The organism is Martinezella sp. CNPSo 3964 (genome assembly GCF_057784375.1).
In genome coordinates this window covers 202,015-228,143 of sequence record NZ_JBXSOW010000004.1, presented here as the reverse complement: position 1 = coordinate 228,143, position 26,129 = coordinate 202,015, and the positions used below count along the sequence as shown (strand labels likewise).

The following is a 26,129-nucleotide window of genomic DNA, read 5'->3' as shown; positions in this document are numbered from 1 at the left end:
CTGAAGCATCTGAACGCACATAAGCTATTCTGTCCTGGAAATTGCGCCATCACCGTCAAACCCCTCGCCGTGCACGTTTCGTCGTGCCTCTCATATGCGCTCGGCACCGCTCGGACCGCCTGGTAGCCGCCATGCCCTTCCGTTGAAATCATTTCGAGTTTGGACATCCGAGGCTTGCGTCCGAATTTCGTCGAAGGCTTTGACCTCCGCGCGGGCCGCCTTGCGCGCCCTTCAGCCTCAACTTCGCTGGGCGTTGTTTGAATTCCGTAACGATACCACTCCCGCAGGAGAAAAACATTGATGACGACATTCGAAGCGTATCTCGATGCCCATAGCGGAACATTGTTGAATGAGGATATGGTCACCATCCTCAGCAATATCGCCGAGGCTACCCGGCAGATTTCGGACAAGCTCAGAAGCTCGTCATTGTCAGGTCTGACGGGTGCAACGGATGCCATCAACATCCAGGGCGAGACGCAGAAGCCGCTCGATATACTTTCCAACGAGATCATGCTCGAGGCATGCCGCAAATCGCCGGCAGTTGCTTTCGCGGTATCGGAAGAACTCGACGCCGAAGTGCTCATTCATCCCGCTGGCGAATATGCGATGATCTTCGACCCACTCGATGGATCGTCCAATCTTGACGTCAACGTAACGGTCGGAACGATCTTTTCCATCATCGAGGCGAGTTCCGCGGCCGAGATTTTGAAAAACGGCCGCAGTCAACTGGCGGCGGGATACGCCGCTTACGGACCGCAAACCAATCTGGTACTTGCGATTGGAAATGGCGTACAGATTTTCACGCTCGACCAGCACGGCGTCTACGTGATGACGACTGCGGATGCCAGGATCGCGCCGGAAACCAGGGAATTCGCCATCAATGCGGCACGCCGCCCGTCTTGGGACGACGTCATTACCGAATATGTCGACGGGTCCATCGGAACCCCTGGCTATAATATGCGCTGGGTCGGTTCGATGGTTGCCGACACACATCGCATCTTCAACCGCGGCGGAATCTTTCTCTATCCCGCCGATCGAAGCAAACCCGCTTCCGGCGGCCGCCTGCGTCTACTTTATGAGGCAAATCCGATCGGCTTTCTGGTCGAAGCGGCAGGCGGTTCCGCCATCGCCGGGAAGACCGCTATCCTCGACATCGAACCAACCTCGTTGCATCAGCGGGTTCCGGTGATTTTTGGCTCGCGCCAGGAAGTCGCAAAGATCAGTCAGGCGTACTGCATCGCGCGGACGATCGAGACGGTGTAGCAATCGAACGACGCTCCGCTTGGATGTGCTGGGGGCTTCCTGCCCCCCGCAAGAAGCCTTGACGGGCTCGCTTCGAGCTCGTGAATTGTGTATTGACGTCTGACGGAATGCTGAGGACGATCGAGGCTTTATCGCGGTGCGGTGCGATGATCGACGAAAAGAAACTTGAAGAACGCCTGATCGTGGTCGAAACGGCCAAATCCTGGAGCCCGCGCGTCGTCTCGCGGCTGGAGACGCTGCTGCGCTCGGGTACTGACGAGGCGCTTTATCGCATCAATCCGATTGAGTTCGCCAAGGAAAAGTCGATTGCCGAGGCTGAAGCGATCGATCTTTTTCTCCATGCGTGCATGGCCGGATTATTCGATATGGACTGGCTGCTTGTGTGTCCGATGTGCTCGGACGTCGTCGAGAGCTTCCGGAGCCTGCGCAAACTGCACACGCATTTTCATTGCTACCTCTGTCAAAGCGATTACGACGCCGCGCTGGACGATTACATCACGGTGACATTTACGGTGTCGCCCGCAGTGCGCAGCATCCGCTTCCATCAACCGGACGCGCTTTCAGCCTGGGATTACGTCTTCCATTATAAGCTGACGTCGGGCGGCATCATGCCGGACGGGGTGCCATGGAGCGAGGCCGCCAAACAGCTGGTGAGGGTGCTTACCCGTATAGAGCCTGGTTCCACGGTCAATCTTGAAGTTGATGCCACCGAAGGCGCACTCCTGGGCCAGGATTTCGAAAGCGACGCTCAATTCTTCTTCCCCGTCGAAAAGGGGGCGGGTTTGACGCCACCCCATGTGCCGGTCATGCTCGACCGCGGCAAATGCGTGGCTGCCGCGGCAGACATCACGCCCGGGAAGATCGTGTTCGAAGTTCACAATGCTGGTAAACTGCCCGTGGTATTCGGCATCCTGCAGCTTCCGTCAGCGACGTTTCAGCGCGAGAGACTTCAATTCGGGCCGTCCCTGTCCGGCAAGCGACTGCTGACGACGCAAACCTTTCGCGACTTCTTTCGCTCGGAGGTGATCAGTGCCACAGAGGGCATTGCGGTTCTCGACGTTACCCTCGTATTCACCGATCTCAAGGGCTCCACGGCGCTCTACGAGCGGATAGGCGATCTTAACGCCTATATTCAGGTACAGCGGCACTTCCAGCATCTTCTCGACGCCACTGTTCGGCACAATGGCGCCGTTACCAAGACGATCGGAGACGCGGTAATGGCGGCATTCTTCACGTCGGCCGATGCGGTGCAGGCAGCACTTGATATGCGCGAGGCGGTCGATCAGCTCAACCGGGATCGCCTGCAACGTGATTTCATCCTCAAGATCGGCGTGCATCGAGGCGCTGCGATCGCGGTCACGCTCAACGAGCGTCTCGATTATTTTGGTCAGACGGTGAATATAGCGGCGCGGGTGCAGAACCTTGCCGATGGCGATGAGATTTGCATTACGGAAGACGTGTATCGCGCACCGGCTGTGGCGGAAATTATTGCGCCCTACCCGCTCGCGAAAAACGAGGCGGAACTCAAGGGCGTCAGCAAGGCCATGTCGATTTATCATATAGCCAGGATGGAGCCCTAGCCTGCTGATCGACATGAATCCCTACTGCCACTATGCACCAGAAGTCATTGTTTTCGCTTAGATGATCGCGCCGCTACGCAATGCGCATTCACCTTAAGCGCTCAATGTAGACGGCGGCCTGAAATGCCACGTTGCCTACACGGTTGATGATGCCGCGTGGCGGCTAGCCAGCCAATCATGGAACGCACTTACCTCGTATCGGCGCAGAGCCTTCGCGGATGCGACCACGTAATAGGCCCATTTCACGGGCCAGCGGACTTCCGGCATGAGATGGACGAGACGACCGCTTTCCAGCTCCTGGGCGACGAGTGCCTTGCGCACGAGGGCCACGCCCCGCGCGGTCACAGCGGCCTGGATGACGGCCGCAGTCGAGTTGATCTTCAATCCGCCATCGGTCAGAGGTTGATTGGCCCCGGATCGGGCGAGCCATTCACCCCAGGTCGGAAAGTCCCCGCCGGGGTGCGGCGTCCCATCGTGGATAAGGGTGTCTGCTCGGCGATCCATCCGGCCGTGACTTCCTGGTCCGGCGGCAGGAGCTTGTTATGGCAGACGGCGATGATCTCCTCCCCCATGAGAAAGGTGGATTTCACGCCCTTCCATGAGCCGAGCCCGCATCGGATACCGATATCGGCCTCTCCCTGGAACAGGTCGATCACGCGATCCGAGACATCAAGCCGAACGTCGATATTGGGATGGCCTGCCGAAAAGTCCTCGAGCCTTGACAGGAGCCAGTTGGCGACAAGCGCCTGCGATGCCGTTACCACCACGACCGAACGAGCCTTGCGGCCCCGCAGTTTTCGCAGCCCGGACTCAAGGAGGTCCAACCCCTGCGCGATATCGTCGAGTGCGTCCCGCGCCTCCTCGACGGGCGTCAGCCGTTCGGCACCAGAGCGGGTTCGTTTGAACAACGGATAGCCGACCCAGTCTTCCAGGGAGCGGACAAGCTGCCCGACAGCTGGCGGCGTGACATCGAGTTCCGTGGACGCACCAACGAAGCTTCCGTGCCTTGCGGCTGCTTCCAATGCCTGCAGCGATTTCAATCTGGTGAGGTTTCTCATATCGGCCACGACAAAGATTTTCTTTATTCCCGATATGGCGGCTTTTCCTCGTGATTGCAAATGGCGGGGTCTAGGTATGGATCATTGCAGACATGAGGATTGAGCTATGGTTCTCGAAGGAAAGAACGCCCTGGTGACCGGGGGATCGAGCGGAATAGGACTTGCCGCCGCCCAGCTGTTGCGGGACAACGGTGCGCGTGTCGCCATTACCGGACGCTCACAAGGAAAGCTGTCGCAGGCGACAGCGAAACTCGGTGGCGACGTCGTCGCGATCCGGGCAGATGTCACTTCGACTGCTGATCTCGCCCGGATGAAAACCGAAGTCGAGCAGGCCTTCGCTTTTCTGGACATCCTGTTTGTCAACGCCGGCGTCGCGCTCGGCACGCCCTTGGCGACCACGGACGAAGCCACCTACGACAAGATCATGGATGCCAATGTGAAGGGTGCATTCTTCACCGTGCAAGCTGCCCTACCCCTTATTCGCCAGGGTGGCTCGATCATCCTCAACACGTCCTGGTTAAACCAGGTGGGGACCCCTGGCCGGGCGATCCTGTCCGCTTCGAAGGCGGCCGTCCGCTCTTTCGCGCGGACGATGTCGGCCGAGCTGCTCGATCGCAAAATCCGCGTCAATGCGGTTAGCCCCGGCTCGATCGAAACGCCGATCCATCGCGGAAACAATCAGACCGAGGAAGAGTTTCGCGCCTATGCGGATCGTGTCGGCGCGCAAGTGCCGGTTGGACGCATGGGACGGCCGGAGGAGATCGCCGCCGCAGTTCTCTTCCTTGCCAGCGACGTCTCCAGCTACATGCTCGGTGCGGAGATGGTCATCGACGGCGGCAGATCGGAGCTCTGATATGCTGTTAAATGAAGATCTCACCAAGCGCACGCTCGTCCATGCCGCCATGCTCGAATGGGTGCCCAGCCCCGCCAAGGGCGTCGAACGGCGCATGCTGTTTCGGATCGGCGATGAGAAGGCCCGCGCAACCTCCATCGTCCGCTACGCACCCGAGAGCAGCTTCTCGCACCACCAGCACCCCGGCGGCGAGGAGTTCCTCGTCCTTGACGGCGTGTTCCAGGATGAGAGCGGCAATTTTCCAGCCGGCACCTACGTGCGCAATCCACCCGGAACCGGACACGCCCCCAGGAGCGATAGCGGCTGCACCATTCTCGTCAAGCTCTGGCAGTTCAAGGCTGCCGACCGCGAACGCATCGTCAGGCTGCCCGGTGACGGTCAGGCAGCCGCTCCTCGCTCAGGTGTCATCTCGTCGACCGTCCTCTTCGAAGGATCGAACGAACGCGTCGTGATGGAGGAGTGGCAGGCAGGCGCCGACGTAGAGGTCGCCAATCCTAAGGGGTTGGAACTGCTCGTCATCGGCGGCGGTTTCACCGAAAGCGGCGACACTCTCGGTTCTTGGAGCTGGCTGCGCCTTCCAGCAGGGCTGAAGCTTCATGCCAAGGCCGGCCCTCTAGGTGCGCGCGTTTGGTACAAGTCCGCCCCGCTTCTGCACGAAGACGTCCAGGTGTTCGATGCGCCGCCCCAGGAAGGACCGGATAGATGAAGACCTCCAAGGTAGCCGTGATAGGTGCCGGGCTTTCGGGCCTCTATGCGGCGCAAGCGCTTCATTCCGCCGGCGTCGACGTCACTCTCATCGAGGGTCGTGACCGGCTCGGTGGCCGGATCCTGACCGTTGGCGATGACGGGAAGCCATCGGAGGATGGCTTCGATCTTGGCCCGTCCTGGTACTGGCCTTTGATGCAGCCGGCGATGGCGACCCTCATCGACGAGCTCGATCTGCAGTCCTTCCCTCAGCACAGCGCCGGCGACGTGGTTTTCGAGCGGATGTCGCGCGAAAGGCCGCAGAGATATTCGCCCGTAACACAGGACCAGCAGTCGATGCGGCTCGCCGGCGGCACGGGTGCTGCCGTGCGGGCGCTGGCAAGGCGGCTGCCGGCCGAGCGCATTCTTCTTGGAACCAAGGTGACGGTGATGGCGCTGAAGGGCGATGGCGTCGAGCTGTTGCTGCAAACGAATGACGGCAGGACGGAGAGCCTCAATGCCGATCGCGTGGTCGCCGCCCTGCCTCCGCGGCTCCTCGAGGCGACCGTCATGTTCGTACCCCCTCAAGATCCCGAGATTGCCGCTCGCTGGCGCGAGACCCCGACATGGATGGCCCCGCATGCAAAGTTCTTCGCCATCTACGATAAGGCGTTCTGGCGGGCGAACGCACTTTCCGGAACAGCCCAGAGCATGGTCGGCCCCCTCGTCGAAATTCATGATGCGACTTCTGCCTCAGGCCGGCCCGCGCTCTTCGGCTTTCTCGGTGTAGGCGCCGAAGCGCGGGCGACAATCGACAAGGAAACACTGGAGCTTGCATGCATCGCACAATTGACGAGGCTGTTCGGAGCTGAGGCGCAGTCACCGCAAGCGACCGTCTTCAAGGACTGGGCGGCAGATCCGTTCACGGCCACCGACGCCGACAGAACGGGCGGCGCGCATCCCGTGTCGGGAAGCCCGCAATGGGTCGCCGGCTCCTGGGAAGACCGTCTGCTGTTGGCAGGAAGCGAAACCAGTCCTTCCGAGCCCGGATATCTCGCAGGAGCTGTCGTGGCCGCCAAACGTGCCGTCGCCGACATCCTCTCGCGAATGGAATTGAAATGAACATCGCACATAAGGAACCGGTCGATACAAGCGCCAGCAAACGCAATGCATGGATCCTCACGGTGGCTCAGGCGTTCGGTGGGGCAAACGCCCCTATCGTCATTTCGCTCGGAGGGCTCGTCGGACAGCATCTGTCCCCCGATCCTGGCCTCATCACCCTGCCGGTAAGCTTACTCAATCTCGGCCTTGCACTCGGAACGCTGCCGGCCGCCTATGTCATGCGCCGGTTCGGGCGAAGACGCGGATATCTTTTCGGAACGATGATCGGAATGATCTCGGGCCTGATCGCCGCTGCGGGTATCATCCTCTCGAGTTTCGCCGTGTTCTGCCTCGGAACCTGCATCGCCGGCTTCTACTCCTCCTACGTCCAGAGCTACCGGTTTGCGGCGGCAGACAACGCGACTGGCGCGGAAGCGCAGAAGGCGATCGCCCGTGTCATGGTCGGTGGCCTGATCGCCGCCATCATCGGTCCCCAACTCGTCATCTGGACCAGGGACGCGGTTCCCGGCACGGCATTCGCCGGGAGCTTTATCAGCCAGGCGATGCTTGCCGTTCTGGCGTTTCCTGTCCTGTGGCGCCTGCATGCGCCATCCTCACAGAAATCGAAGGGCATAACCGACGCCGCCGAACGCCCGCTCCTGCAGATCCTGACCTCTCCCTGGTATCTGCTTGCGATCGCGAGCGGGGTCGTCTCCTACGGCCTGATGACCTTCGTAATGACGGCCTCCCCGGTCGCCATGGTCGGACACGGCCATTCCATCGACCAGGCGGCGCTTGGAATCCAATGGCACATCCTTGCCATGTACGGCCCTTCATTCATCACCGGCCGCCTCATGGTCCGGTTTGGCAAGGAGCGCGTTGCGGCCGTCGGGCTTCTCCTGATCGGCTGCTCGGCCGCCGTCGCGCTCTCCGGTTTCGACATCGCCCATTTCTGGGGCTCGCTCGTACTCCTGGGAATCGGCTGGAACTTCGGCTTTATCGGCGCAACCTCGATGGTCGCCGACTGCCATACCCCTGCGGAACGAAGTAAGGTCCAGGGCGCAAACGACTTCCTCGTCTTCGGAACCGTCGCTTGCGCTTCTTTCTTCTCCGGATCGCTGCTTCACAGCTCGGGATGGGAGGCAATCAACTGGATTGTTCTACCGGCAGTCGCTCTGGTTTTGGTCCCTCTCGTTTGGGCGCGGAACAAATGGCCTGCGTCGTTGAACTAAAGTGCGTCGCGATCTTTCAGATTCGCTCTACGCACTTTAAGTTTTTGATTCCATGCGTGTCGTTATTTCAAACCGATCTCACGCCGGCCTCATCGAAGTCAGTATTTCCTGCTCGATGACGGCCTCGGCGGCATTCCAAGCTTTTGTCGCGATGGTCGGATCATGAAAAGCGCGAGCATCGATCGTCGCGCCGTCCAGAAGTATCATCAGGATCGTAGCGATGCGCGCAGCGGCTGGTTCCGGCAAAAGCGCCTTCAGCATGTCAGTCATCCATGCCGTCATGGTCTTCTTGTATTGAATGGCCACGGCAGAGATCTTTGGATAATCGGTGCCGAATTCGGCAAGTGCGCGCTCGAAAAGGCAGCCGGAAAATTCCGGGGTGCCGAACCATGCCTCGTGCCAGGCAAAAATAGCTCTCAATTGTTCTTTTGCCGAAGCCATCGGCTCAACGCATGCCCGAAGACTGGCCATGATGTCGTGATAGCGGCGATCGAGCACCGCGGTAATCAGGTCATCCTTGCCGGGGAAATGGTTGTAGAGCGTCATGCGGGCGACACCGGCTTCGGCCAGAATGCGGTCTATGCCGACCGGATGAAAGCCATGCCTTGAAAACAGGTCGGTCGCAATGAGGATAAGTTGCTCTTTTTTCGGGCTCATCGATGCCTCAAGCGAAGTTCATTCTGCAATGGACAGATTATGCTTCGTTGTCCAGCGATTCCCATATGGACTTTCTATACTGACCGTTCTATCTAAATAGTCAAATCGGCGCCGATGGTGCTTCCTAAGTCTGCGTGAATCCATGAATGTAACGGAAAGCCATCCCGTCGCATTTCCCTGCCGCAAGGCTGCCGGACGAGATTTTGTGCGGGCACGCAAAACGTTTGCTCGTAACCCCATTGTCGCATTCTCCGGTTGCTCTACCTATCGCTCAAAGGCCCCGGGCCTATAAGCAAACAGTCCCCGTGACCCAGATATATTCGACCTTGATGTTCAATTTTTCGACACTCGACTTTCCTGAAAAAGATCGGTTTCACGCTTGGGTCAGCGACAATCACTGCGATTGCATATTGCGGGATGATGCTCCTATCGCGTTCGACGCTGAAGCAAGCGGTGCGGCTCTCGGTCCCCTTATCCTATCCGCCAGGCGGTGGCTCAATCAGGCCCGACCTTCCGCCTATGAGGTCAATCGAACAGAGCGACATATACGAAGCGACGGTCAGGATTTCTTCCGTTTCACCTTGATGGTGAGCGGCCAATTCCTGTGCCGATGGACCACCGATCAACCCGTAAAATCGGCTGGTGATCTTTTCGTTCTTGATGCCGCTCAAGTGAACCAAGGTATGGTTGCCGCCGGTGAAGTGATCTCTTTGGTGGTGCCGAGAGATCTCCTGCCGAGCCGCACCCAGCTTTTGCACGGGCTGACTCTCGCAGGTGGCGTCGGTCGTCTCCTTGGAGACCATCTCCTTTCGTTGTCGCGAAACCTTGCAAGCCTGGGCGAGCACGAAGTCCCCTATGTCGTTCAATCGACCTTGCAGCTTTTGACCGCTTCGGTTTCGCTGACGCCGGATACGGTCGTTGAAGCAGCCAGCCCGATAAGAGATGCGCTCTTCAATCGGATCCTGCGCTACATCGATGCGCATTTGCTGGATGCCAATCTTACGCCCGATCGGATTTGCCGGGACGTCGGCCTGTCGCGCGCAAAACTCTATCAACTGTTCGAAGGCAGCGGTGGGGTCATGCGGCAAATACAGCGCAGGAGGCTGCATCGCGCTTACCAAATGCTGGCGGATCCCAATCGGCCGCAGCCTCATATCGCCGAGATCGCCTGGCGGCATGGTTTCTCCAACGAGAAATACTTCTACCGCCTGTTCAAAGCCGAATTCGGTCACACTCCCGGTGACACTTTGGAGAACATACGCGCCGGCTCATCGCTGAAGCACGTTGTTTCTCATCGCCGTCGAGAGGATGATACTCGGCCTGCGGGCTGGACCTTGCCTTTCGGCGTACCCGGCAATTGAAAACATCTGCCAGCCGACAGCCGACACCATCCGTCATTCTCTCGTTTGCAGTGGTGTCGACGTCGACGATACTTATTTGCCGAACGGGTTAGCCTTTCCGTCCCATTCGAGCGGGTTGCCGCCTGTCGGCTGCTGGGAGGTCTCCGTGTTCTGCTGGGTGCCGCTGCCGTCATCCGACTTCGGCTGGAATCTTGGCGAGAAATGCGGGAGCATCAGCCGTGCCCAGGAACGATTGATCTTGGAAGCTTCGTCGGGGCAGCGGGCCGCCCGTTCTTTCGGCAGCATGCCATTGTCAACAATCGCACTGTTGCTTGTCGGATCAAGGCCATAGACCATGCAGAGCAGGTTGAAGTAGCGCTGCGCATCGAGCGAATGCTCGTCCGCAAACGACGCCGTATCCGGCGTGCTCGACGATTGGCTGTTGACCTTGAACCAGACGGACGCCAGTTGGAGAACGCGGGCAATATCGTTCTTGGTTTCATTATCATCGACATGCGAAAGCAATAGGACCGCGGCGAGCTGATCGACGGAATCCTCTTCGCGGCCGACAGCAGGAATATCCAGCAGGTCGATCAATGCGTGACCGGATTCGTGCAGCAGGATGAAGCGGAGATTGTCCTTGACGAACTCGATCGTCAACGCCTCCGGGTCCGATGCGCCTTTCGAGAGCGCCTTGCCCATCTGCAGGAGACTGTCGATCATCTCATAGCAGAGAAAGACCGCGCCGTTCTTCTTGTTGTAAAATGCATTGACCGTATCGCATTGCCGCGTGACGTAGTGCAGCGGACGCGGCGTCACGAAAAGTCCGTCGAGACCGTCGATTTCGGGAATGTTCAAAAAGAGGTGGGTATCGACGGCCCATTTGTAGGCGTAATTCAGCTTTGAATCTTCCGGCGGAAAATAGTGATAGACGAAGCGCAATCCCTTGCCGTCTGATGTCACCAACGAACCGTCCGAAGGTGGCGGCAGTGCGCCGTCCTTCTGTTCCGTAAGCCCGTCATCGCTGCCAGCCTGCGCCGTTTGGCTGTCAGCGGAACCATTGCTCTGCTCCGATTGCGTCTGACCGTCGGTCGAACTGTCTGCCGAACCATTGCCATTTGGTGCAGATCCGCGGCCGCTGGCACTTGCGAGATCCGCAAGTTTCGTCAATGTCGGGTAGCTCGGATCGCCGTCAGCCGGATTTTCTCCGAACGGATAAAAGCCGTTGGAAATCAACACGGAGATGTTTTCGATGATCTTGCTGTTCTTGTCGGCGTTCCAGCTAAGATCATAGCCGCGGATTTCGCTGCCTCTCTGCTCGAAACGCGAATAGAATTTACGATCCCCGGCCGTACCCGAGACGATGAACCAGTTTCGACGCTTGAGCTGATAGGTGATCGTGCTGCCCTGCTCACTGACAAGATTTTGATAGACTGCATCGATATCGCCCGGGCCACTATTGGCAAAACGTGCCGTCTTCAGCCCGACGGCGCCATCCTCCGTCTGCAGGGTTTCACCGCCGAGCGTGTTGCCTTGCCGTTTGGTCAGCAAGCCTGCGGGATAGGAGATCGTCATGCCTGTCAGGGAACTGTCCAGTGCGCGCCATTGCAGTTGCTTGCGCAGATCGAGTGCCGTCCCTCCCAACTCAAGCGCGTCCTGGGCCGAAAGCTTGCCGGTGGCCGGACGATTATGATCGCGCTGATAGCTTGCGATCGCGTTGCGGCCACTCGGCCCGAAGGAGCCGTCGGCAAAGCCATTATAGTAACCGAGCAGAATGAGCCCTTCCTGCGTGAGCCGCCTCTCCCAAATGTTAAGTGCATCCTCGATCGAGCCGGCGCTTTCAGATTCCGGCTGAGCGGCATCCTGGTTTGAAGACTGCGCGAAAGCAGGCTGGATCGATGCGGAGAACGGAACGGCCAGGAGAAGAGCCAGGGCAAAGAAGATTTTCCTGGAAAAGCAAAGCCTCAAGGCGAAATTCATCATCGGCGAGCTCCGGTTCTCTAGGTGGACTGTCGTAGAAGAGGACATGCTTGGCATGAGAAGGCGCTTGTACATGTCGGAAAATCACCGCCCGGAAACGGTTCGCAGCAGCAACACGTCGATGTCGCGGTCGGGCGCGTAATTCTTGATATCCATCTCGAATTGCGTCGGAGAGATCTTCTTCACGCCATTGCCGCAAAAGGAGACCAGCGTTTTGGGATCGCCCTTGTCGACGATCAGCTTGAAATCGCCGATCGGCCCGGCCCAATTGCCGCCCGAGGTGATGACATAGGAAAGATACTGCTCGAAAGCCTGAACGCCTTTGGCATTGTCGTCAGATATCCGCTTGTAGAGAGAGCGGGCCGACTTCAAGAAGGTTTCGTCGGTGCAGAACTTCTCGCGATAGGATTTAAGCTGATCCGCGTCCATGTCCGGAGCGCCGAGCGACAGCGTCGACTGACTGCCGACCACAGGTACATAGGTCTGCTGTACGACGATCTCCTTCCCTTTCGGGAAGGTCTGGCTTCGCCAATATTTGGATTGCAGCGTCCAGAGCGGATAGAGAGTGGCTGGCTGTCCGTTATAATCGCCTTCGCCGGTATCAAAGATACCGGCATCCACCAACTCCTTGCGCTGCGCGTTCGTCAAGCGACCGATCGCCGCCTCGGTGGCCTCGGCTGTCGGCACCAGGGATATGTGCAGCGCCTTGAGCCTGTCTGTAATCTCCTCGTCTGGCCGACCGTCGGCTACGAGGAAAGCGCGCTGTTCAAGCTGCGAGGCAACGGGTTGCCGATCGACCACGGTTTGGAATTTCATGAAATTGTCGTTCGCTGGGTCGGGAACGACGGTCGTGGAGTTGGATCCGCCGCCCGGAAATGCTGGCATCGGAAAGGCGATGGTCGTCGTATAGTCTGCGTTCGTCAGATTGCGAAAGCGGTAGGAAATGCGAATGCCCGCGGCGGACAGGTACAGATCCTCCGAGACGAGTGCGATCCTGTCCGTTTTCTGAAGGACCAGGCCACCGGTTCCGAGCGTGGCCGAGCTGTCATCGCCGAGGGCTGGGGTGGATAGCAGTATCATGGCAATACAGGCGAGCGGGCTAAAGCGCATGACCGGGTCTTTCTAAATTGACGGGAATGGCAGGGGCGGCGTGTAGAGTCCGTCACGAGCCATGCTGGTGACCGGTCGGCAGTCATCTTTCCGCAGATCGTTGCGCCCACGGGATCGCGACGGATTTCGATTGCTGGAGATGACAGGCTTCGAGCTTGAATTTTGCATGATCCGCCGTGATTCAGGACGATATCTGATCTACCCTGCAAAGGCATTGCGGGCATCGGAGCGCAGGGCTCGAAGGCCTTTATCAGAGCGCGTTGCCCGCACCGATCTCCGCGCGTCTTTCGCAGGTGTACATCCGTCCATATTTCCGAGAATCCATCGTGATAGCTGACGAGCAGGTCCTCAGAATTTTGAAGGCAACCTGCGCCAGAACACTCAAAGTTCGACCCCCGTTCGAAAGAACCGGATTTACCGCGGCATCTGCTCAACCGCCGAAAGCGCGTAACCGCGTTGAACTGTCCCGTTAAAGACTGCGCCGTGACAGCTTAGGGAATAACGCTCCCAGGAGTTATTGGTGACGATCGACCGTGTTGGCGCATCCACGGTGCGGTTCTGATAATTGACCTCGGCCTCATAGAGGGCCTGTTCACCAGGCCCTTGCGAGATACCCTTGGTCGAGACCAGGGTTTGACGTGTGCCGCCCTCCTGCATTGCGACGGGCTCTGGCATGGCCAGGGCCATCTGTTCCCGATGTTTCTCCGTCAGATAGGTCAGGCATGCGGCAAAGCTCGAAAAAGGGCCGGCCACGAGAGGTTCGGGCGGCAGGGATCCGCTGGCAAGCGCTGTGCGGGCGATAAGAAATAGGCAAGCGGCGGCGAGCCATGGACCGACATGGAGCGCTCGCCGGGGCCTCGTCGTCTTAGTCATGGATCCATCTGGTAAAACAATATCCATTGGTTCTCTCTGCCGTCGAAACGGAGTTCACTATGTCGCCTACTTGAGATCCAGGCGCTGAATGTTCATTCCGCCTTGTCCTGGGTCGCTTCCCAAGCTGCCCTCACTGTGCCGGCGGATAGATCGGGCTTGTCAGGCACTGGTCGAACCAGGCTGCATCCGTCGTTTCGAGCGGCCAGATGCCTTCGACATCGAGTTTGGCAAAGTTCGTCTTCGGCGATGGAAAATGTTGATCCGCGTCGGGGTTGAGCGTCCAGGTCACATCCTTGCCGCCGCCGCAGATATCGCCCGATTGGTCGTCGCACAGAGCGGCGGGCTTCGCATTGTCGCCTTCGATGGTGCTGACGGCATGATATTCATAGAGGGACCAGCTGGCCCATTCCGTGCTGGCGCTGCAAAGGCGGGTCTTGTTCTGGACGTGCATGGCGCCGCTGCATTGATAGGAATAGCTCGACCCCTCCCTGTCGTTGGGAATGAACTCGCAACTCGTATCGAAGCCGGCAAAGGCGCCCCCGGTGTATTTCGCAAGAAAACGGCGCTGCGCCTGAGCTTGCATGACCAACCCCTTCTCTGATTGATCGCTGAGCTGCGCGGTGCGGTCTGTGATCGCTTGTCGCAGCTTTCCGGCCGGGATGGCCGAACCATCCGAGCCGGTCTTCAGCCCTTCGTTGCGTGCCGCGATCCAACGGCGTTGGCTATTCACCAGCATCGAGCGGATTTCCGGATCCGGCGCTGATTTGAGGAGCGCGGCATAGGCTTGCCCCATAGCCGCGTCGGCCGCCTTGAGGCCGGCATTGCCGCAGATTCTCTTATCGATCGGATCACTCGCCTTGGTGCAGTCGATTGCCCAGGAAGGAGTTGCAAGCCCCACTCCCAGGATCGCCAGAAGGCCCGCGATCATCAGTCGAACTCTTGCAATGGAATGGTGACGACACATGGTGAGCTGCGCTCCTCTATTGGTTCTGCCGGGCGCGGCTGTCAATTCGCCTTATGCCATTTGGATCGTTCGCAGGTGGCCTCATAGTCCGAAACCATCGGCTTGCTATCACCGTAGCTGGTGAGGCTCAGCTCCATGTCGCCCTTGTGATAATAGTAGCTGCAGGATGCCAGATCCGTGCCCGAGCAATCGGTCGCCTCGATGATCCCGCTCTTGCGAATATTGTCGCCGACGAAATCCTGATAGGCCGGAGCGGGACTGCGAAACGGCTCCCACCCTTCGGCAATGATCGCCGCGCGGGCTTCGACGACGGGCTTGCCGTAAACATTTGGCACCACGGCCTGTCCGCCACAGACGGACTGCTCTTTCACCAGGGGCTCGACTTCAATCGCGCGGCTATCGACGAGCCGAACGTCGCCAATAGGCGTTTGAACAAGGTCGCCATCGACAATACGCAGGCTGTCCTTGGCCGCGATGATCCTGCCGATCGATAGCTTGCTGTTCTTATTTGCATAGATGATGGCGAAAAGCTGCGTGCCGCTAAAGAGCGCGATATTGCCCTGACTGATCTCACAGGCACCGGCGGTCGAAGGTTCGAATTCGCCGGCAAAGCTAACAGCATCATAGGATCCGAGCTTTGCTTCTCCCGTCACTCCCCAGCCGAGAGCATTGGCCGTCTTTCCGCCCGCGCTCTTCGGAACGACCAGCGCGTCGCATTCCTCCCGGGATTGGGCCGAGGCAGGCGCTTTGGGCAATTGTGATAGAAGCGCAATTTCAAGCCCCGGAACCCGCGACCGTATGCTCGGCGCAACCTCTGCGCCCTGGCCCGCCGCAATCGGACCGCCACCCAAAAGAAGGGCCAATACAAGGAAAGTACGACCGGCCGACAGTTGGAAGATACGCTTGGGAGTAATCAATAGGGCCTCGAAGACATGAACATCAGTGAAAAATACAGGGATGTCTATTCAACGCCTGTGTACCGTTCAAGACGTGCGGACCTGCGTGAGGTCTACTCCCCTCCATCTCGAGTGCACATCCGTCTAGAATTGCGCTTTCGCGGTATTCCACATCGAAAAGCGCATCAGCGGGCTTGCACCGCTTCCTTTCGCGACAATCGCTTTTTCCGGACCGTAGCTTGAAATTGCTGGCCGCATCATGAGCCTGCCGAGCCGGCATTCACGTTCGGCGCCCGGGCAGTGTAGGATCATCCATAACAAGTGCACTTGCGTTCAGAATTCGGAAATCGGCTGTCATCGATCACGCCATCGGGCTATGCGGATATCGCGACTGCGACAGAGGTTCCGTTTGAGACGATGTGCCTCCCCTTTTGTGATCCGCTGTCGTGAGAGGGCAAACAAGGATTCATGCGCAAGCTCCTATTCATTCTTTCTATTGTCGGCATGGCGAACATCGCCCATGCCGAGGACGCCAACTTCTACGATCTTCTGAAAGACCCGGTTCATGCCAAGTCATGGAAGGCCATGCTGTCATCGGCCAAGGGAACGCCTGCCTGGGTGCGCGACGAGAACAGATTCATAGCGGAACCGGTCAAGACCATATCCATCGACGCGCTGGACTACTCGATCAGCATCCTTGCCAAGCAGCACGCGACAAACGATGGCCAGGCGGCAATCCTCTTTAAGGCGGATGGAACGCAGGCATGGGCGGAGATCCAGGACGAGAAGAGCCCAAAGCTCTACTTGGGCAACCCTTCCGCAGCACAGAAGACCGCGCTGGATAAGGCTCTGGCGGAGTAGTCGCGTGCGCGTTCCGATGCAGCTGTCGAGCTTCCTGTGCTGTGCTCTTCTTGGAGCACAGCTAGCGATGACATCACGCGCAGATGCAAACGATGTGCAGACAACCGAGCAGACCGGGACACAACAGTCGACGTCCGCCGGCTCTGCGACGGCACGAAGCGACGATACCTCCCTATGCAACAGTTTGCCGACTTGCCTCGCCATTGCCCAGGACGACACTCAAACAGGTGCAGACCGATCCCTTGCCTATAGCAATGCCGGCTATATCAAGATTGACGGCAACGAACTGGATCTGGCCGAAGAATACTTTAGTCGGGCGCTCGAACTCGATGCAAACTCCGATCTCGCCTATGCAGGCCGAAGTGATGCCGAGTTTGCGAAAGGGGATTATGAGAAGGCCGTCGCCGACGCCAAGAAGGCGATAGAATTGCAGCCGGATAGCCATCCCGAGGCCTATCTCATCCTCGGCACCCTTGCCGATCGCAATGGCGATCATGAAGCAAGGATCGGCTATATGAACAAGGCCATCGCACTTGCTCCCGATTTTGCAGAAGCCTATGCCGGACGTGGCAACGGCTATCTTGCGGAAAACAAATATGATCTGGCTCTGGTCGATCTCAACCAGGCCGTTGCTCTCAAGCCTGAACTGTCGGGCATGCTGCAGCAGGCTTTCGAGGTTGCATATGTCCAGCGAGGCGGTCTGTACGTAAAGGACGGTAACTACGGTGCAGCGATCGACGACTATACCCGTGCCTTGCAGCTGATCCCCCTCAACACAAGAGCGCTCAACGATCGGGGTGATGCCTACAACATGACCGGCGACTTCGGCAGCGCCATTGCGGATTTCACGAAAGCCATAGAAAGCGATCCGTCCTATCCCTATGCCTACAGCAATCGCGGTCTTTCCTACTTCAAGATCGGAAGGAACGATCAGGCGCTCCTCGACCTCGACAAGGCTATCGAACTCAACGATCGATCAAGCTCGACCTATTTCGTGCGAGGCGAGGTTTACCGAAGCAAATCGGACTTTAAGTCTGCATTGGCCGATTTTCAAAAGGCACTCGAACTGGCGGCGACCGATGATCGTCACCGCGCCAACATGCTGTCGGCGATTGAATCGGTGAAGAGATGAACGCAATCATCGGCTCCGCCACGCATCCCACCTGGGATTGGCCGCCGCGGCTTTCCTACCCTGCCCCCTAAACCCATTGTCACATTATCAACAGAGGACGTTTTCGCTTTGTATAAGACAGCTTTTTACGCTTTCGCGCTCGCCACCATCTCTATCAGTTCGGCTGCTGCTGCCAGCACATGCTCGCAGCACTATCAAAGCAGCGGTGTTCCGCTCGTGACCGGTGTGACCTATAAGACCTGGATGGAATTCCCGTCGGTCAGCCCGGCCGTTGCGTTTGACAAGGTATCGCGGGCGGTCCTGGCCGAGGGTTTTGTGGATGTGAATGCCGAAAAACAACTCGGCACGCTCACCGCACGGCAGGAAACGACCGGTTCGGGTCGCCCTCAGACCCTTCGCGTCGTCGTCAGAAAGAGCGGCAAGGGTAGCCGGATTGATGCTCTCTTCATGGTGCCGCAGGGCCAGGTTGCTCCCAACATGAGCGACAATCTCTGCCGCGTCGTCAATTCCGTGGCCGATTGAGCTTCCCGCAATTCTACGCGCGTGCGAATGTCTAATCTCACCGTACGTCGATCGCTATTTGAGCCGGCCGCTACATGCGGCCGCGCGCTTCGAGTTGAGAGGTCGTGTTCGCCGGGGCACAAATTGTCGGCTGCCGCAGCTCAGTAGGAAATACGCCCATCGACGATGGGTGACGACCCTGAAGAAAGCTGCTGTTTCAACACCTGTCTCGCATCGTCGCTGATGATCGACATGGGAGCTGCGACAGCGACCTTCGCCGCAGAACCCGCCAGGTCCGCGGTTCGCACGGCTGCCAGGCCAACCCGATCCGCAAGCGAGACTTGTCCGGTGTCCAGCGATTGTCCTGCCAGCCGCCGTCCAAGCAACTGCACCATATCCCGATTGTCCGCAAACGTATTGTGGCCCAGCGCATCGTCGGGTTTAACGGAACTCGTATCAACAACTGTGATCCCGAGCTTGGCCAAATCCGCGGCATAGGGCGTTGAATCGAAGCCGCCGACACGGTTGACGCCGCCGGAGAGCCATCGCGAAACCTGTAGCGCCTTATCCCTTGTCGACGAGAAGATCGTGAAGTGCGGACGTTGCTGCCCCATCTCGATCATCTGCCGGCGAAAGACGTCGATATCGATGTCGGGCGACGCCAGGATGACATTCTTTACCTTCGCCGGAATTGTCTTGTTGCGCATGGCAACGCCGCGCAACGCTTCCGCCGTCAGCCAGGATCCCATGGAATGGGCAAGGATCGTCACCTCCCCGACATCGGGGCTTTTGGCAGACTGCAGGATCAGATCCTCCAGCGCCCGCCGTGAGAAATTCGTGCTCTCCTTATCATAGAGGTAGTCGAAGACATTGCCGCGCGAGGGCCAGGTGAAGAGGATCGGCGCGGCATCCGTTCCGGAATCATGGATGATCTGCGCGAAACGAAAGACCGCGTCGGAATAGGTATTGTTGAAGCCGTGCACGAAAATGACGACCTGGCGCTTGGCATTGCGGTTCTTGCCGAACCATTCGAAAATGTCGCGCTCGGAGGTCACCCTTCCGACCTTGAGGACTGCAAACTCCTTCTCGGGATTGGCGGGCACATGCGATGGCCATTGCACTTCGCCGATCTTACGGTTTCGATCCGGAGGAATGGAAACGACGATATCGTTGAGAGAAATCGCCGTTCCGCGCTCACCGGAGTAGAGCTCCCCCGGCTTGTCGGTCGGTTGGCGGGTCGTCGCCACCATCATGTCCACAGTGCTCGTGCCTGGTCCTTTGGCTGCGACCGGCTGGAGAACATTCTCCAGCCGTCCCGCGCATCCGGCCAACATCGATAGGGCCATCAGAACAGAAAGACATGACCGCCTGGGAGCAAAGGTCACTCTTCGAGCTTCAGACATCAGATCGCCTCATGCTGCGCGTCGTCGCGGGGAATGCGGAACCAGGCAACATACAGGGCGGGAAGGAAAAGCAGCGTCAGAACCGTACCGACGACGATGCCGCCCATCATCGCATAGGCCATCGGACCCCAGAATATCTCCCTGGAGATCGGGATCAGCGCAAGCGTTGCCGCCGCGGCCGTCAGCATGATGGGCCGCATTCGATGCTCCGTCGCCTCGATGACGGCTTGCCAAGCCGGCACGCCCTCGCTTCGAAGGTGCTCGATCTGCACGACGAGGATTACCGAGTTTCGGATCAGGATGCCGATGAGGGCGAGCACGCCAAGGATCGCGACGAACCCCATGGGCGCGTTGCTGAAGAGGAGTGCGGTCACCACGCCGATAAGGGCTGTTGGAGCGACAGCGAACACCAGAAAGAGCCTGCTGAAACTCTGCAGCTGGATCATCAGGATCGTTGCCATGATGAACAGCATCAGCGGCGCGACAGCTACGATCGGCCCTTGCGCTTTGGCGCTTTCTTCGACCGAGCCGCCGTCGACGATATGATAGCCGCTCGGAAGCGCCTTGCGGAATTCGTCGACTTTCGGCTTCAGTTCGTTGACAATCGTCGCCGGTTGCGTCGATCCGACGACCGCGGCCTTGATGGTGATGGTCGGTATGCGCGTCCGCCGCCAGATCGTCGGCTGCTCCAGCTCATAGTGGAAATTGGCGACTGCCGAGAGGGGAACGGACTTGCCGTTGGAACCGCCCAATTGCAGGTTCTGCAGCGTCTCGATCGAGCCACGCTCGGCCGTCTGGGCTCTCCCGATCACATCGATCAGATAGATGTCGTCCCGAATATTTGTCGCCGCCGTTCCCTCGACGATGCCGTTGAGAGCCGTTGCGATATCTTGCGACGAGACGCCCAATTGCCGCGCCTTGTCCTGCAGAACGTCGACTTTGACGACGCGGGAAGGTTCATTCCAGTCGAAGGTCATGTTGGACAGCAAGGGATGCTGACCGACGATCGAAGCAAATTGCTGGGTGATATCCCGGACCTTCTGGATATCAGGCCCACTGATCCGGTACTGTACCGGCTTGCCGACCGGAGGGCCGATGTCGAGCAGCTTCACGAATGCATCGGTTCCAGGGAAGGTCTTTGTCAGATAATCCTGCAGTTCGGCTTTGACCTTGTCGCGAACATCAAGCCCCTTGGTGACGATCACCGTCTGGCCGAACGAGACGTCGGGCGTTTGCACGTCGAAGGACAGGATGAAGCGAGGAGCGCCTTGTCCGACATAGCTCGTCCAATGATCGATATCCTTGTTGTTCGCCAGCATCTCGCGTTCGAACCTGGCCATCTGCTTGTTCGTCTCGGAAATGGAGCTGTTTTGCGGCAGGTTCCAGTCGACGATCAGTTCAGGCCTGTCGGAGGAAGGGAAGAACTGTTGCTGCACCAGGCTCATCCCGCCGATGGAGAGGGCAAACGCGGCTACGGTCGCACCGATGGTTATCCAGCGCCAACGCAGGGCGAGGTTCAGGAGCCAGGCAAAGATGCGTGCAAAGCGGCCTTTCTGTTCATGGTGGGATTTCATGGTTTTCGGAAGGATCGTCACGCCGAGCAGCGGCGTGAACAACACTGCGACGATCCATGAGACCAGGAGCGAAACGGCGATGACCACGAAGAGAGTGAATGTGAATTCGCCGGCAGCGCTGGTGTTGAGGCCGACGGGGATAAAGCCCGCGACCGTCACAAGCGTGCCGGTCAACATCGGGAAGGCCGTCGAGGTATAGACGTAAGTCGCAGCCTTTCTCAGATCGTCGCCCACTTCCAGCCGGGCAACCATCATCTCGACGGCGATCATGGCATCGTCAACGAGAAGGCCAAGCGCGATGATGAGTGCGCCAAGCGAAATACGCTGCATGGAAATGCCGGTGTAGGCCATGACAAGAAAGGTGATCGCCAGCACAAGCGGAATGGAGATCGCAACCACGAGGCCTGCCCTAACACCAAGGCTGATGAAGCTGATCGCCAGCACGATGACGATCGCCTCGAACAAGGCCCGCGTGAAACCCGACACCGCTTCGTCGACGACGGCAGGCTGATCGGAAACGCGCTGGACGTCGACGCCGATCGGAAGATCGGCCGTGACCTGCTCGATTTCCTTGTCGAGCGCCTTGCCGAATTCAAGCAGATTTGCCCCGGTCTTCATGCCGATGGCAAGCCCGATGGCCGGCTGCCCGTTAAATCTGAACAGGGATGAAGGCGGATCGACATAGCCGCGTTTGATCGTCGCAACGTCGGTCAATGGAAAGAAGCGATCGTTGACGCGGAGATTGATCGATTTGAGGCTTTCCTCGGACGTGAACTGACCGCTCACCCGCAAGGCGATGCGCTCAGGACCGGCATCGACGAAACCCGACTGCGTCACGGCATTCTGTGCCTGAAGCGTATCGATGACTGACTGCTGGTTAAGACCGAGAGCGGCGATCTTGCGCGTGGAAAATTCGAGATAGATGGCCTCGTCCTGCGCGCCGATAATATCCACCTTGCCGATATTGGGAACCGTCAGCACTTTTGCACGTGCATCCTCGACCAGGTCGCGAAGCTGGCGCTGCGTCAGCCCGTCGCTCGTAAAGGCATAGATATTGCCGAAGACGTCGCCGAAGTTATCGTTGAAAAATGGCCCGACGACACCGCTTGGAAAATCGCCCTTGATGTCGCCGATCATGTTGCGGACCCGCATCCAGATGGCATTGACATCCTTGGCCTTGGTCGTCGGCAGAAGTTCGACAAAAATGGTCGTCTGGCCGGCAACCGTCTCGCTCTTCGTATAGTCGAGCGAATCCAACTCCTCGAGTTTCTTTTCGATGCGGTCTGTGACCTGCTTGGTCACCTCCTCGGCCGATGCGCCAGGCCACTGCGCCTGAATGATCATGGTCTTGATGGTGAAGGCGGGATCTTCTTCGCGACCGAGGCCGATATAGGAAAATGCGCCGGCCAGAATGAAGACGATCATGAAGTACCAGACGAGCGAACGATGTTCGAGCGCCCAGTCGGACAGGTTGAATTTTTTCACGGGGATCTTTCCTTAATCTACCCTAACGGCCTGGCCGTCTGCAAGCTTGTGAACTCCGGCAACGACGATGCGTTCGCCAGGGCTGATGCCTTCGGTAATCCTCACCGAACCGCCTTCGACGAGGTCTCCGTCGATCTTGATCGCGCGAATGGAGACTTTGCGAGCCGTGGTATCGACAACCCAGACGTTTGGCTTCCCGTCCTTCATCAGCACGGACGAGGACGGCAGCAGGATCATCGGATCCGCAACAACAGTCGCGGTCGCGGTAATGACGGAACCCAGGCGAAACGCGGCGGGCGGATCGATGAGCGTGATCTTCGTGCGCCGCGTACGGGTCGTCGCCTCGGCTTCCGGGGCGATCTCTCTGACGACACCGCTCGCGCGAATGGTCGGGTCGAGCTGGAGCGCAACCTCGAAGGGCGACCCCACCTTGAGACCGTCAAAGCTTGCCACGGGTATGTCGATGATGGCATCGCGCTGGTCGGGGCGCGCGACAGTGGCAATGCTCTGGCCCGCGGAGACGACCTGGCCCACTTCGGCTGAGGTCGCGGTCACGACGCCGTCGAATTCCGCGCGAAGCTGCGCATAGCCCAGTTGCTCTTCGGCCTTGTCCAGATTGGCCTGTGCCTTGGCAACCGAAGCGCTCGCACTCTTGCGCCCAAGTTCTGCCTCTTCGTAGGCTGCTTCACTTCCCGATCGGCTCTCGAGCAAGGACCGTTGGCGCTCCTCGGTGGATGCGGCATTTACCAGTTGCGCCTCGGCATTGGAAAGCTCGGACTGCGAACTCTTGACTGCGAGCTCGAGAGAAAGCGGATCGATGGCGGCAACGACATCACCCTTCTTGACGATATCGCCGACACTGACCTTGCGCGCGATAACCCGTCCCAAGACCCGAAATGCCAGTTGGGTCTCGATCTTGGCTTCGACTGTTCCCGGCAGGGTCAGCGCGGAAGCCGCGGTGGATTTGGCCACAACGGAAAGCACGGGGCGCGGCGGCTCGTAATGGGCTTCATCCTGCTTCTCGCAAGAGGTCAGCAGCAATGAGCCGAGGATCGCAAGGCCGGCTGTGATGCAGATATTCATTGTGCGGCTCCCTTGTCGTATGTGACGGCCTGGCCTGGTCGCAGGAATTTCGCGCCGTCGGCGACGACGATCTCGCCCGGCGATACCCCCGCCCGTACCGCAAAGCGGCCGGTCTCATAGCCGGAGACATCGATTTGACGAAGCGATACGCTCGACGAGGCGGGATCGACGATCCAGACGGCGGGCTTGCCGCTTTTTGACGTCATCGCCGACCATGGCAATTCGATTGCGTCCCTTGCAGTGGACCGAAACAGGCCGATGACCGGAGCGCCAAGCTGCATGTCCGGCGCCCCTTCGAGACCTACCTTGACCCTGATCGTCCCGGTCGACGAGTCGATCGTGGGCGAGATTTCGCGGACGGAAGCCTCCATCCTGTGAGACGGCGCAGAAAGGAGGCTGACAGCCACCTTGTTTTCAAGATTGCGTCCCAGATAAAGGGATTCAAAGACGTTGAAGACCGCGTCCCGCGGACCGTCATGCGCAAGTGTGAAAACCAGCTGGGCGGCTTGCGCGACCTGGCCTACCTCGGCGTTTCTGGCGGTAATCACACCGTCGGCATCAGCGCGCAGTTCCGTATAGGAAAGCGCATCCTGGCTGGTGTCGAGCTGGGCCTGCGCCGACTTAACACTGCCCTGAGCAGTCAACAGCGTTTCCTGGGCCTGATCGAGCGCGGCGCGGGTCGTAACCTGCGTCTTGAAGAGGTTCTGCTGCCGGTCGAAGGCGAGCTGAGCCTGCGTTTGCTGGGCGAGCGCCGACTGCAGGTTCGCGGTGGCGACACCCAGATCAGCTTTCTGCTCTTCGGCGTCCATGCGCGCAAGCACCTGCCCCGCCTTGACCGAGGAGCCGACATCGACGAGGCGCTCGACAATACGCCCGCTGACTCTGAAGGAAAGATCACTCTCGACCCGAGCACTGACTTCGCCGGTGATGGAGTTGCTTTCCACGACCGGCGTGACTTTGGCCACGACGGTCTCCACGTTCTTCGGCTTTGTCTCACTCGCGCTTTGCTTTTCGCATGAGGCAAGCGCGACGGCACTGACACTGAGCCAGGCGACGACAAGGACAGTTTTCATGAATTTGACCTCTTGCATCCGTTCGGCAGACGAATATTATTGACTGACTAGGAAGTCAATGAAAATATATTGACGTCAAACCACGAATAGCGCTCAAGGTGAGATATGCCTGATACGAAGAAACTGACACGTGCGGAGCAGAAGGCCCGTCGCCCCGTTCAGATACTGGATGCTGCGTTTGAAGAATTCGTCGAGCGCGGCTACGTCGCGACGCGCGTCGAAGATATAGCCAGCAGGATTGGAGTAACGAAGGGAACCGTCTACGTTTATTTCGAGACCAAGGAACAGCTTTTCGAAGCAATGATCCGACACATCTCGACGCCCCTCGAAGATCTATTGATAAGCGGAAACGAGCTGAAGGGGACCGTTACGGAGCGGCTTCAGAAAAATATCGAGCTGATCTACGATCTCATAATTAACGATCGCAAATTGCGGGAATTGATGAGGTTCGTCATTGCCGAAGGTTCGCGGTTCCCACATATCGTCGATCGGCACCACGACATATTTATCGATCCTCTCGAGCATCAAATGCAGTCGCTTATCGATGAAGGGGTAAGGCTTGGGGAGTTCCGAGCAGCCCCCGCCGCATTCGCCGATGCAGTCGTGGCGCCTGCTATCGCCTTTCTGTTCTTCAAGCTGCTTTTCGACGAGCGACGAACTCTCGACAAGGCAAGCTATCTCAAGGCACACATCGATCTTGTTTTGCACGGACTGCTCCTGAAAGAGCCTCGCTAGCGGATGTGTCCGATAGCGAGCCGTCAAACTCTGTTGCGAGAGCGGCAAATTGCCGTTCCCGAAGATGCTGGAATTCACAGCCCCGCGAGACAGCGCATCCGCACAGCGTGAAGATGCGGCTTCTATCGGGCGCCCAAAGCGGCCACGCGATCGGCCGCCGCCGAAAAACCTTGCAGGGACACCTGGAAGCCGAGTGGATTGCCGCCATCGGCAACGACCTTCAGGTTCAAGCGCGAGCCGGTTCGCAATTTGCCAAGTGTTGCAGCGTCGACCGGAAGCAAGGCAATGCAGCCGTTAGGCAAACAGGTGCGAAAACGCACGGGCTTCAAAGGCGGCTGATCATCGATGTTCGGCGTCACGCCCGAGTCGAGGACGATTCCGAAGGGCAGCAGCAGCGTTGCAAGTGCGCCGCCGTCAGGACGTATCTGCATTTCGACGGCAAGCAGCCTCTGGCCGTTTTGCTGGGTTTGATCTTGCGAAATCGTGCATGCCGACGCCTTGTCGCGTTGACTGCAGGCAACGCGCCAGTCCTGATAGGTCTCCTGCAGGCTCGATGCGCCGTTTGGCAGAGCCGATTGCGCAAAGGCCGAAGAAGCAATGCCCGCACAGACAAAGGTAAGCATCGCATAAGATATGCGACGAGCTATCCGGGATGAAGTAAATTTGGAATTTGACAAGGGATAGGATCTCT

At 58.6% G+C, this 26,129-nt stretch carries 24 protein-coding genes; 11 read left to right on the top strand and 13 right to left on the bottom strand.

All coding sequences use genetic code 11. From position 1 onward, the window contains the following. The first annotated feature begins 300 nt into the window (after window positions 1-300). Together AC13Q5_RS14985 and AC13Q5_RS14980 are read left to right on the top strand one after the other, a co-directional pair. The gene (locus AC13Q5_RS14985; RefSeq protein ID WP_488502173.1) at window positions 301-1,263 is read left to right on the top strand and encodes a class 1 fructose-bisphosphatase; all 963 of its coding nucleotides are present in this window, start codon (window positions 301-303) and stop codon (window positions 1,261-1,263) included. A 146-nt stretch (window positions 1,264-1,409) separates the two neighbouring features. Further along, entirely contained in the window at window positions 1,410-2,843 is a 1,434-nt protein-coding gene (locus AC13Q5_RS14980) for a DUF5939 domain-containing protein (protein ID WP_488502172.1), read from the top strand. 135 nt (window positions 2,844-2,978) lie between these two features. Here AC13Q5_RS14980 and AC13Q5_RS14975 read toward each other — a convergent pair whose 3' ends face one another. Further along, window positions 2,979-3,347 carry a LysR substrate-binding domain-containing protein gene (locus AC13Q5_RS14975; RefSeq protein WP_488502171.1) on the bottom strand — a complete coding sequence of 123 codons (369 nt, stop codon included), beginning with the start codon at window positions 3,345-3,347 and terminating at the stop codon, window positions 2,979-2,981. Continuing rightward, the gene (locus tag AC13Q5_RS14970) at window positions 3,239-3,901 is read right to left on the bottom strand and encodes a LysR family transcriptional regulator (protein ID WP_488502435.1); all 663 of its coding nucleotides are present in this window, start codon (window positions 3,899-3,901) and stop codon (window positions 3,239-3,241) included. Before AC13Q5_RS14970 ends, AC13Q5_RS14975 begins: the two co-directional genes overlap by 109 nt. Window positions 3,902-4,007: 106 nt before the next feature. On the opposite strand from AC13Q5_RS14970, the gene AC13Q5_RS14965 reads away from it, so the two are divergent. The 4 genes from AC13Q5_RS14965 to AC13Q5_RS14950 are packed head-to-tail and all read left to right on the top strand — an operon-like array spanning window position 4,008 to window position 7,771. Next, window positions 4,008-4,754, top strand: coding sequence for an SDR family oxidoreductase (locus AC13Q5_RS14965; RefSeq protein WP_488502170.1), 747 nt, complete (start codon window positions 4,008-4,010; stop codon window positions 4,752-4,754). A 1-nt stretch (window position 4,755) separates the two neighbouring features. After that, on the top strand, window positions 4,756-5,460 hold the full coding sequence (locus tag AC13Q5_RS14960) for a cupin domain-containing protein (protein ID WP_488502169.1): 705 nt from the start codon (window positions 4,756-4,758) through the stop codon (window positions 5,458-5,460). Further along, a complete protein-coding gene (locus tag AC13Q5_RS14955; protein ID WP_488502168.1) occupies window positions 5,457-6,560 on the top strand; it encodes a flavin monoamine oxidase family protein in 1,104 nt (367 codons plus the stop codon). The genes AC13Q5_RS14960 and AC13Q5_RS14955 overlap by 4 nt, the downstream gene beginning before the upstream one ends. Next, on the top strand, window positions 6,557-7,771 hold the full coding sequence (locus tag AC13Q5_RS14950) for an MFS transporter (protein ID WP_488502167.1): 1,215 nt from the start codon (window positions 6,557-6,559) through the stop codon (window positions 7,769-7,771). Before AC13Q5_RS14955 ends, AC13Q5_RS14950 begins: the two co-directional genes overlap by 4 nt. 78 nt (window positions 7,772-7,849) lie before the next feature. Here AC13Q5_RS14950 and AC13Q5_RS14945 read toward each other — a convergent pair whose 3' ends face one another. After that, window positions 7,850-8,428 carry a TetR/AcrR family transcriptional regulator gene (locus tag AC13Q5_RS14945; RefSeq protein WP_488502166.1) on the bottom strand — a complete coding sequence of 193 codons (579 nt, stop codon included), beginning with the start codon at window positions 8,426-8,428 and terminating at the stop codon, window positions 7,850-7,852. 239 nt (window positions 8,429-8,667) lie between these two features. Between AC13Q5_RS14945 and AC13Q5_RS14940 the strand changes: the two genes are divergently transcribed. Further along, window positions 8,668-9,789, top strand: coding sequence for a helix-turn-helix domain-containing protein (locus AC13Q5_RS14940; protein ID WP_488502165.1), 1,122 nt, complete (start codon window positions 8,668-8,670; stop codon window positions 9,787-9,789). A 72-nt stretch (window positions 9,790-9,861) separates the two neighbouring features. On the opposite strand, the gene AC13Q5_RS14935 is transcribed toward AC13Q5_RS14940, so the two are convergent. The 5 genes from AC13Q5_RS14935 to AC13Q5_RS14915 form a co-directional block, all read right to left on the bottom strand. After that, a complete protein-coding gene (locus tag AC13Q5_RS14935; protein ID WP_488502164.1) occupies window positions 9,862-11,751 on the bottom strand; it encodes a DUF4344 domain-containing metallopeptidase in 1,890 nt (629 codons plus the stop codon). A gap of 81 nt (window positions 11,752-11,832) precedes the next feature. Beyond that, window positions 11,833-12,858, bottom strand: a complete 1,026-nt coding sequence (locus AC13Q5_RS14930; RefSeq protein WP_488502163.1) for a DUF4424 domain-containing protein — start codon at window positions 12,856-12,858, stop codon at window positions 11,833-11,835. A 414-nt stretch (window positions 12,859-13,272) separates the two neighbouring features. Further along, window positions 13,273-13,731, bottom strand: coding sequence for a hypothetical protein (locus AC13Q5_RS14925; protein WP_143525546.1), 459 nt, complete (start codon window positions 13,729-13,731; stop codon window positions 13,273-13,275). A 130-nt stretch (window positions 13,732-13,861) separates the two neighbouring features. Further along, window positions 13,862-14,659: a lysozyme inhibitor LprI family protein gene (locus AC13Q5_RS14920; protein ID WP_488502162.1), complete on the bottom strand. Its 798-nt coding sequence runs from the start codon at window positions 14,657-14,659 to the stop codon at window positions 13,862-13,864. Between the two features lie 77 nt (window positions 14,660-14,736). Further along, window positions 14,737-15,612 (bottom strand): hypothetical protein, encoded by an 876-nt coding sequence (locus AC13Q5_RS14915; RefSeq protein WP_488502161.1) that lies wholly within the window; start codon window positions 15,610-15,612, stop codon window positions 14,737-14,739. A 447-nt stretch (window positions 15,613-16,059) separates the two neighbouring features. Here AC13Q5_RS14915 and AC13Q5_RS14910 point away from each other — a divergent pair, with 447 nt between their 5' ends. From AC13Q5_RS14910 to AC13Q5_RS14900, 3 genes are all read left to right on the top strand, one after another. After that, window positions 16,060-16,452 carry a hypothetical protein gene (locus AC13Q5_RS14910; RefSeq protein ID WP_488502160.1) on the top strand — a complete coding sequence of 131 codons (393 nt, stop codon included), beginning with the start codon at window positions 16,060-16,062 and terminating at the stop codon, window positions 16,450-16,452. A gap of 67 nt (window positions 16,453-16,519) precedes the next feature. Continuing rightward, window positions 16,520-17,584 carry a tetratricopeptide repeat protein gene (locus AC13Q5_RS14905; protein ID WP_488502159.1) on the top strand — a complete coding sequence of 355 codons (1,065 nt, stop codon included), beginning with the start codon at window positions 16,520-16,522 and terminating at the stop codon, window positions 17,582-17,584. A 108-nt stretch (window positions 17,585-17,692) separates the two neighbouring features. Then, window positions 17,693-18,106: a hypothetical protein gene (locus AC13Q5_RS14900; RefSeq protein ID WP_488502158.1), complete on the top strand. Its 414-nt coding sequence runs from the start codon at window positions 17,693-17,695 to the stop codon at window positions 18,104-18,106. Between the two features lie 140 nt (window positions 18,107-18,246). Here the strand turns inward: AC13Q5_RS14900 and AC13Q5_RS14895 are convergent, their stop codons facing one another. From AC13Q5_RS14895 to AC13Q5_RS14880, 4 genes are read right to left on the bottom strand one after another with little or no spacing between them, the layout of a single operon-like run. After that, window positions 18,247-19,488, bottom strand: coding sequence for an alpha/beta hydrolase (locus AC13Q5_RS14895; protein ID WP_457878805.1), 1,242 nt, complete (start codon window positions 19,486-19,488; stop codon window positions 18,247-18,249). Beyond that, complete coding sequence (locus AC13Q5_RS14890; RefSeq protein ID WP_488502157.1) at window positions 19,488-22,547, bottom strand: efflux RND transporter permease subunit; 3,060 nt, start codon at window positions 22,545-22,547, stop codon at window positions 19,488-19,490. The genes AC13Q5_RS14895 and AC13Q5_RS14890 overlap by 1 nt, the downstream gene beginning before the upstream one ends. A gap of 12 nt (window positions 22,548-22,559) precedes the next feature. Beyond that, window positions 22,560-23,630, bottom strand: coding sequence for an efflux RND transporter periplasmic adaptor subunit (locus tag AC13Q5_RS14885; protein ID WP_488502156.1), 1,071 nt, complete (start codon window positions 23,628-23,630; stop codon window positions 22,560-22,562). After that, entirely contained in the window at window positions 23,627-24,703 is a 1,077-nt protein-coding gene (locus AC13Q5_RS14880; protein WP_488502155.1) for an efflux RND transporter periplasmic adaptor subunit, read from the bottom strand. Before AC13Q5_RS14880 ends, AC13Q5_RS14885 begins: the two co-directional genes overlap by 4 nt. A 105-nt stretch (window positions 24,704-24,808) precedes the next feature. Between AC13Q5_RS14880 and AC13Q5_RS14875 the strand changes: the two genes are divergently transcribed. Continuing rightward, entirely contained in the window at window positions 24,809-25,438 is a 630-nt protein-coding gene (locus tag AC13Q5_RS14875; protein ID WP_075856050.1) for a TetR/AcrR family transcriptional regulator, read from the top strand. Between the two features lie 122 nt (window positions 25,439-25,560). Here the strand turns inward: AC13Q5_RS14875 and AC13Q5_RS14870 are convergent, their stop codons facing one another. Next, window positions 25,561-26,061 (bottom strand): invasion associated locus B family protein, encoded by a 501-nt coding sequence (locus AC13Q5_RS14870; protein WP_488502154.1) that lies wholly within the window; start codon window positions 26,059-26,061, stop codon window positions 25,561-25,563. Window positions 26,062-26,129: the final 68 nt, after the last annotated feature.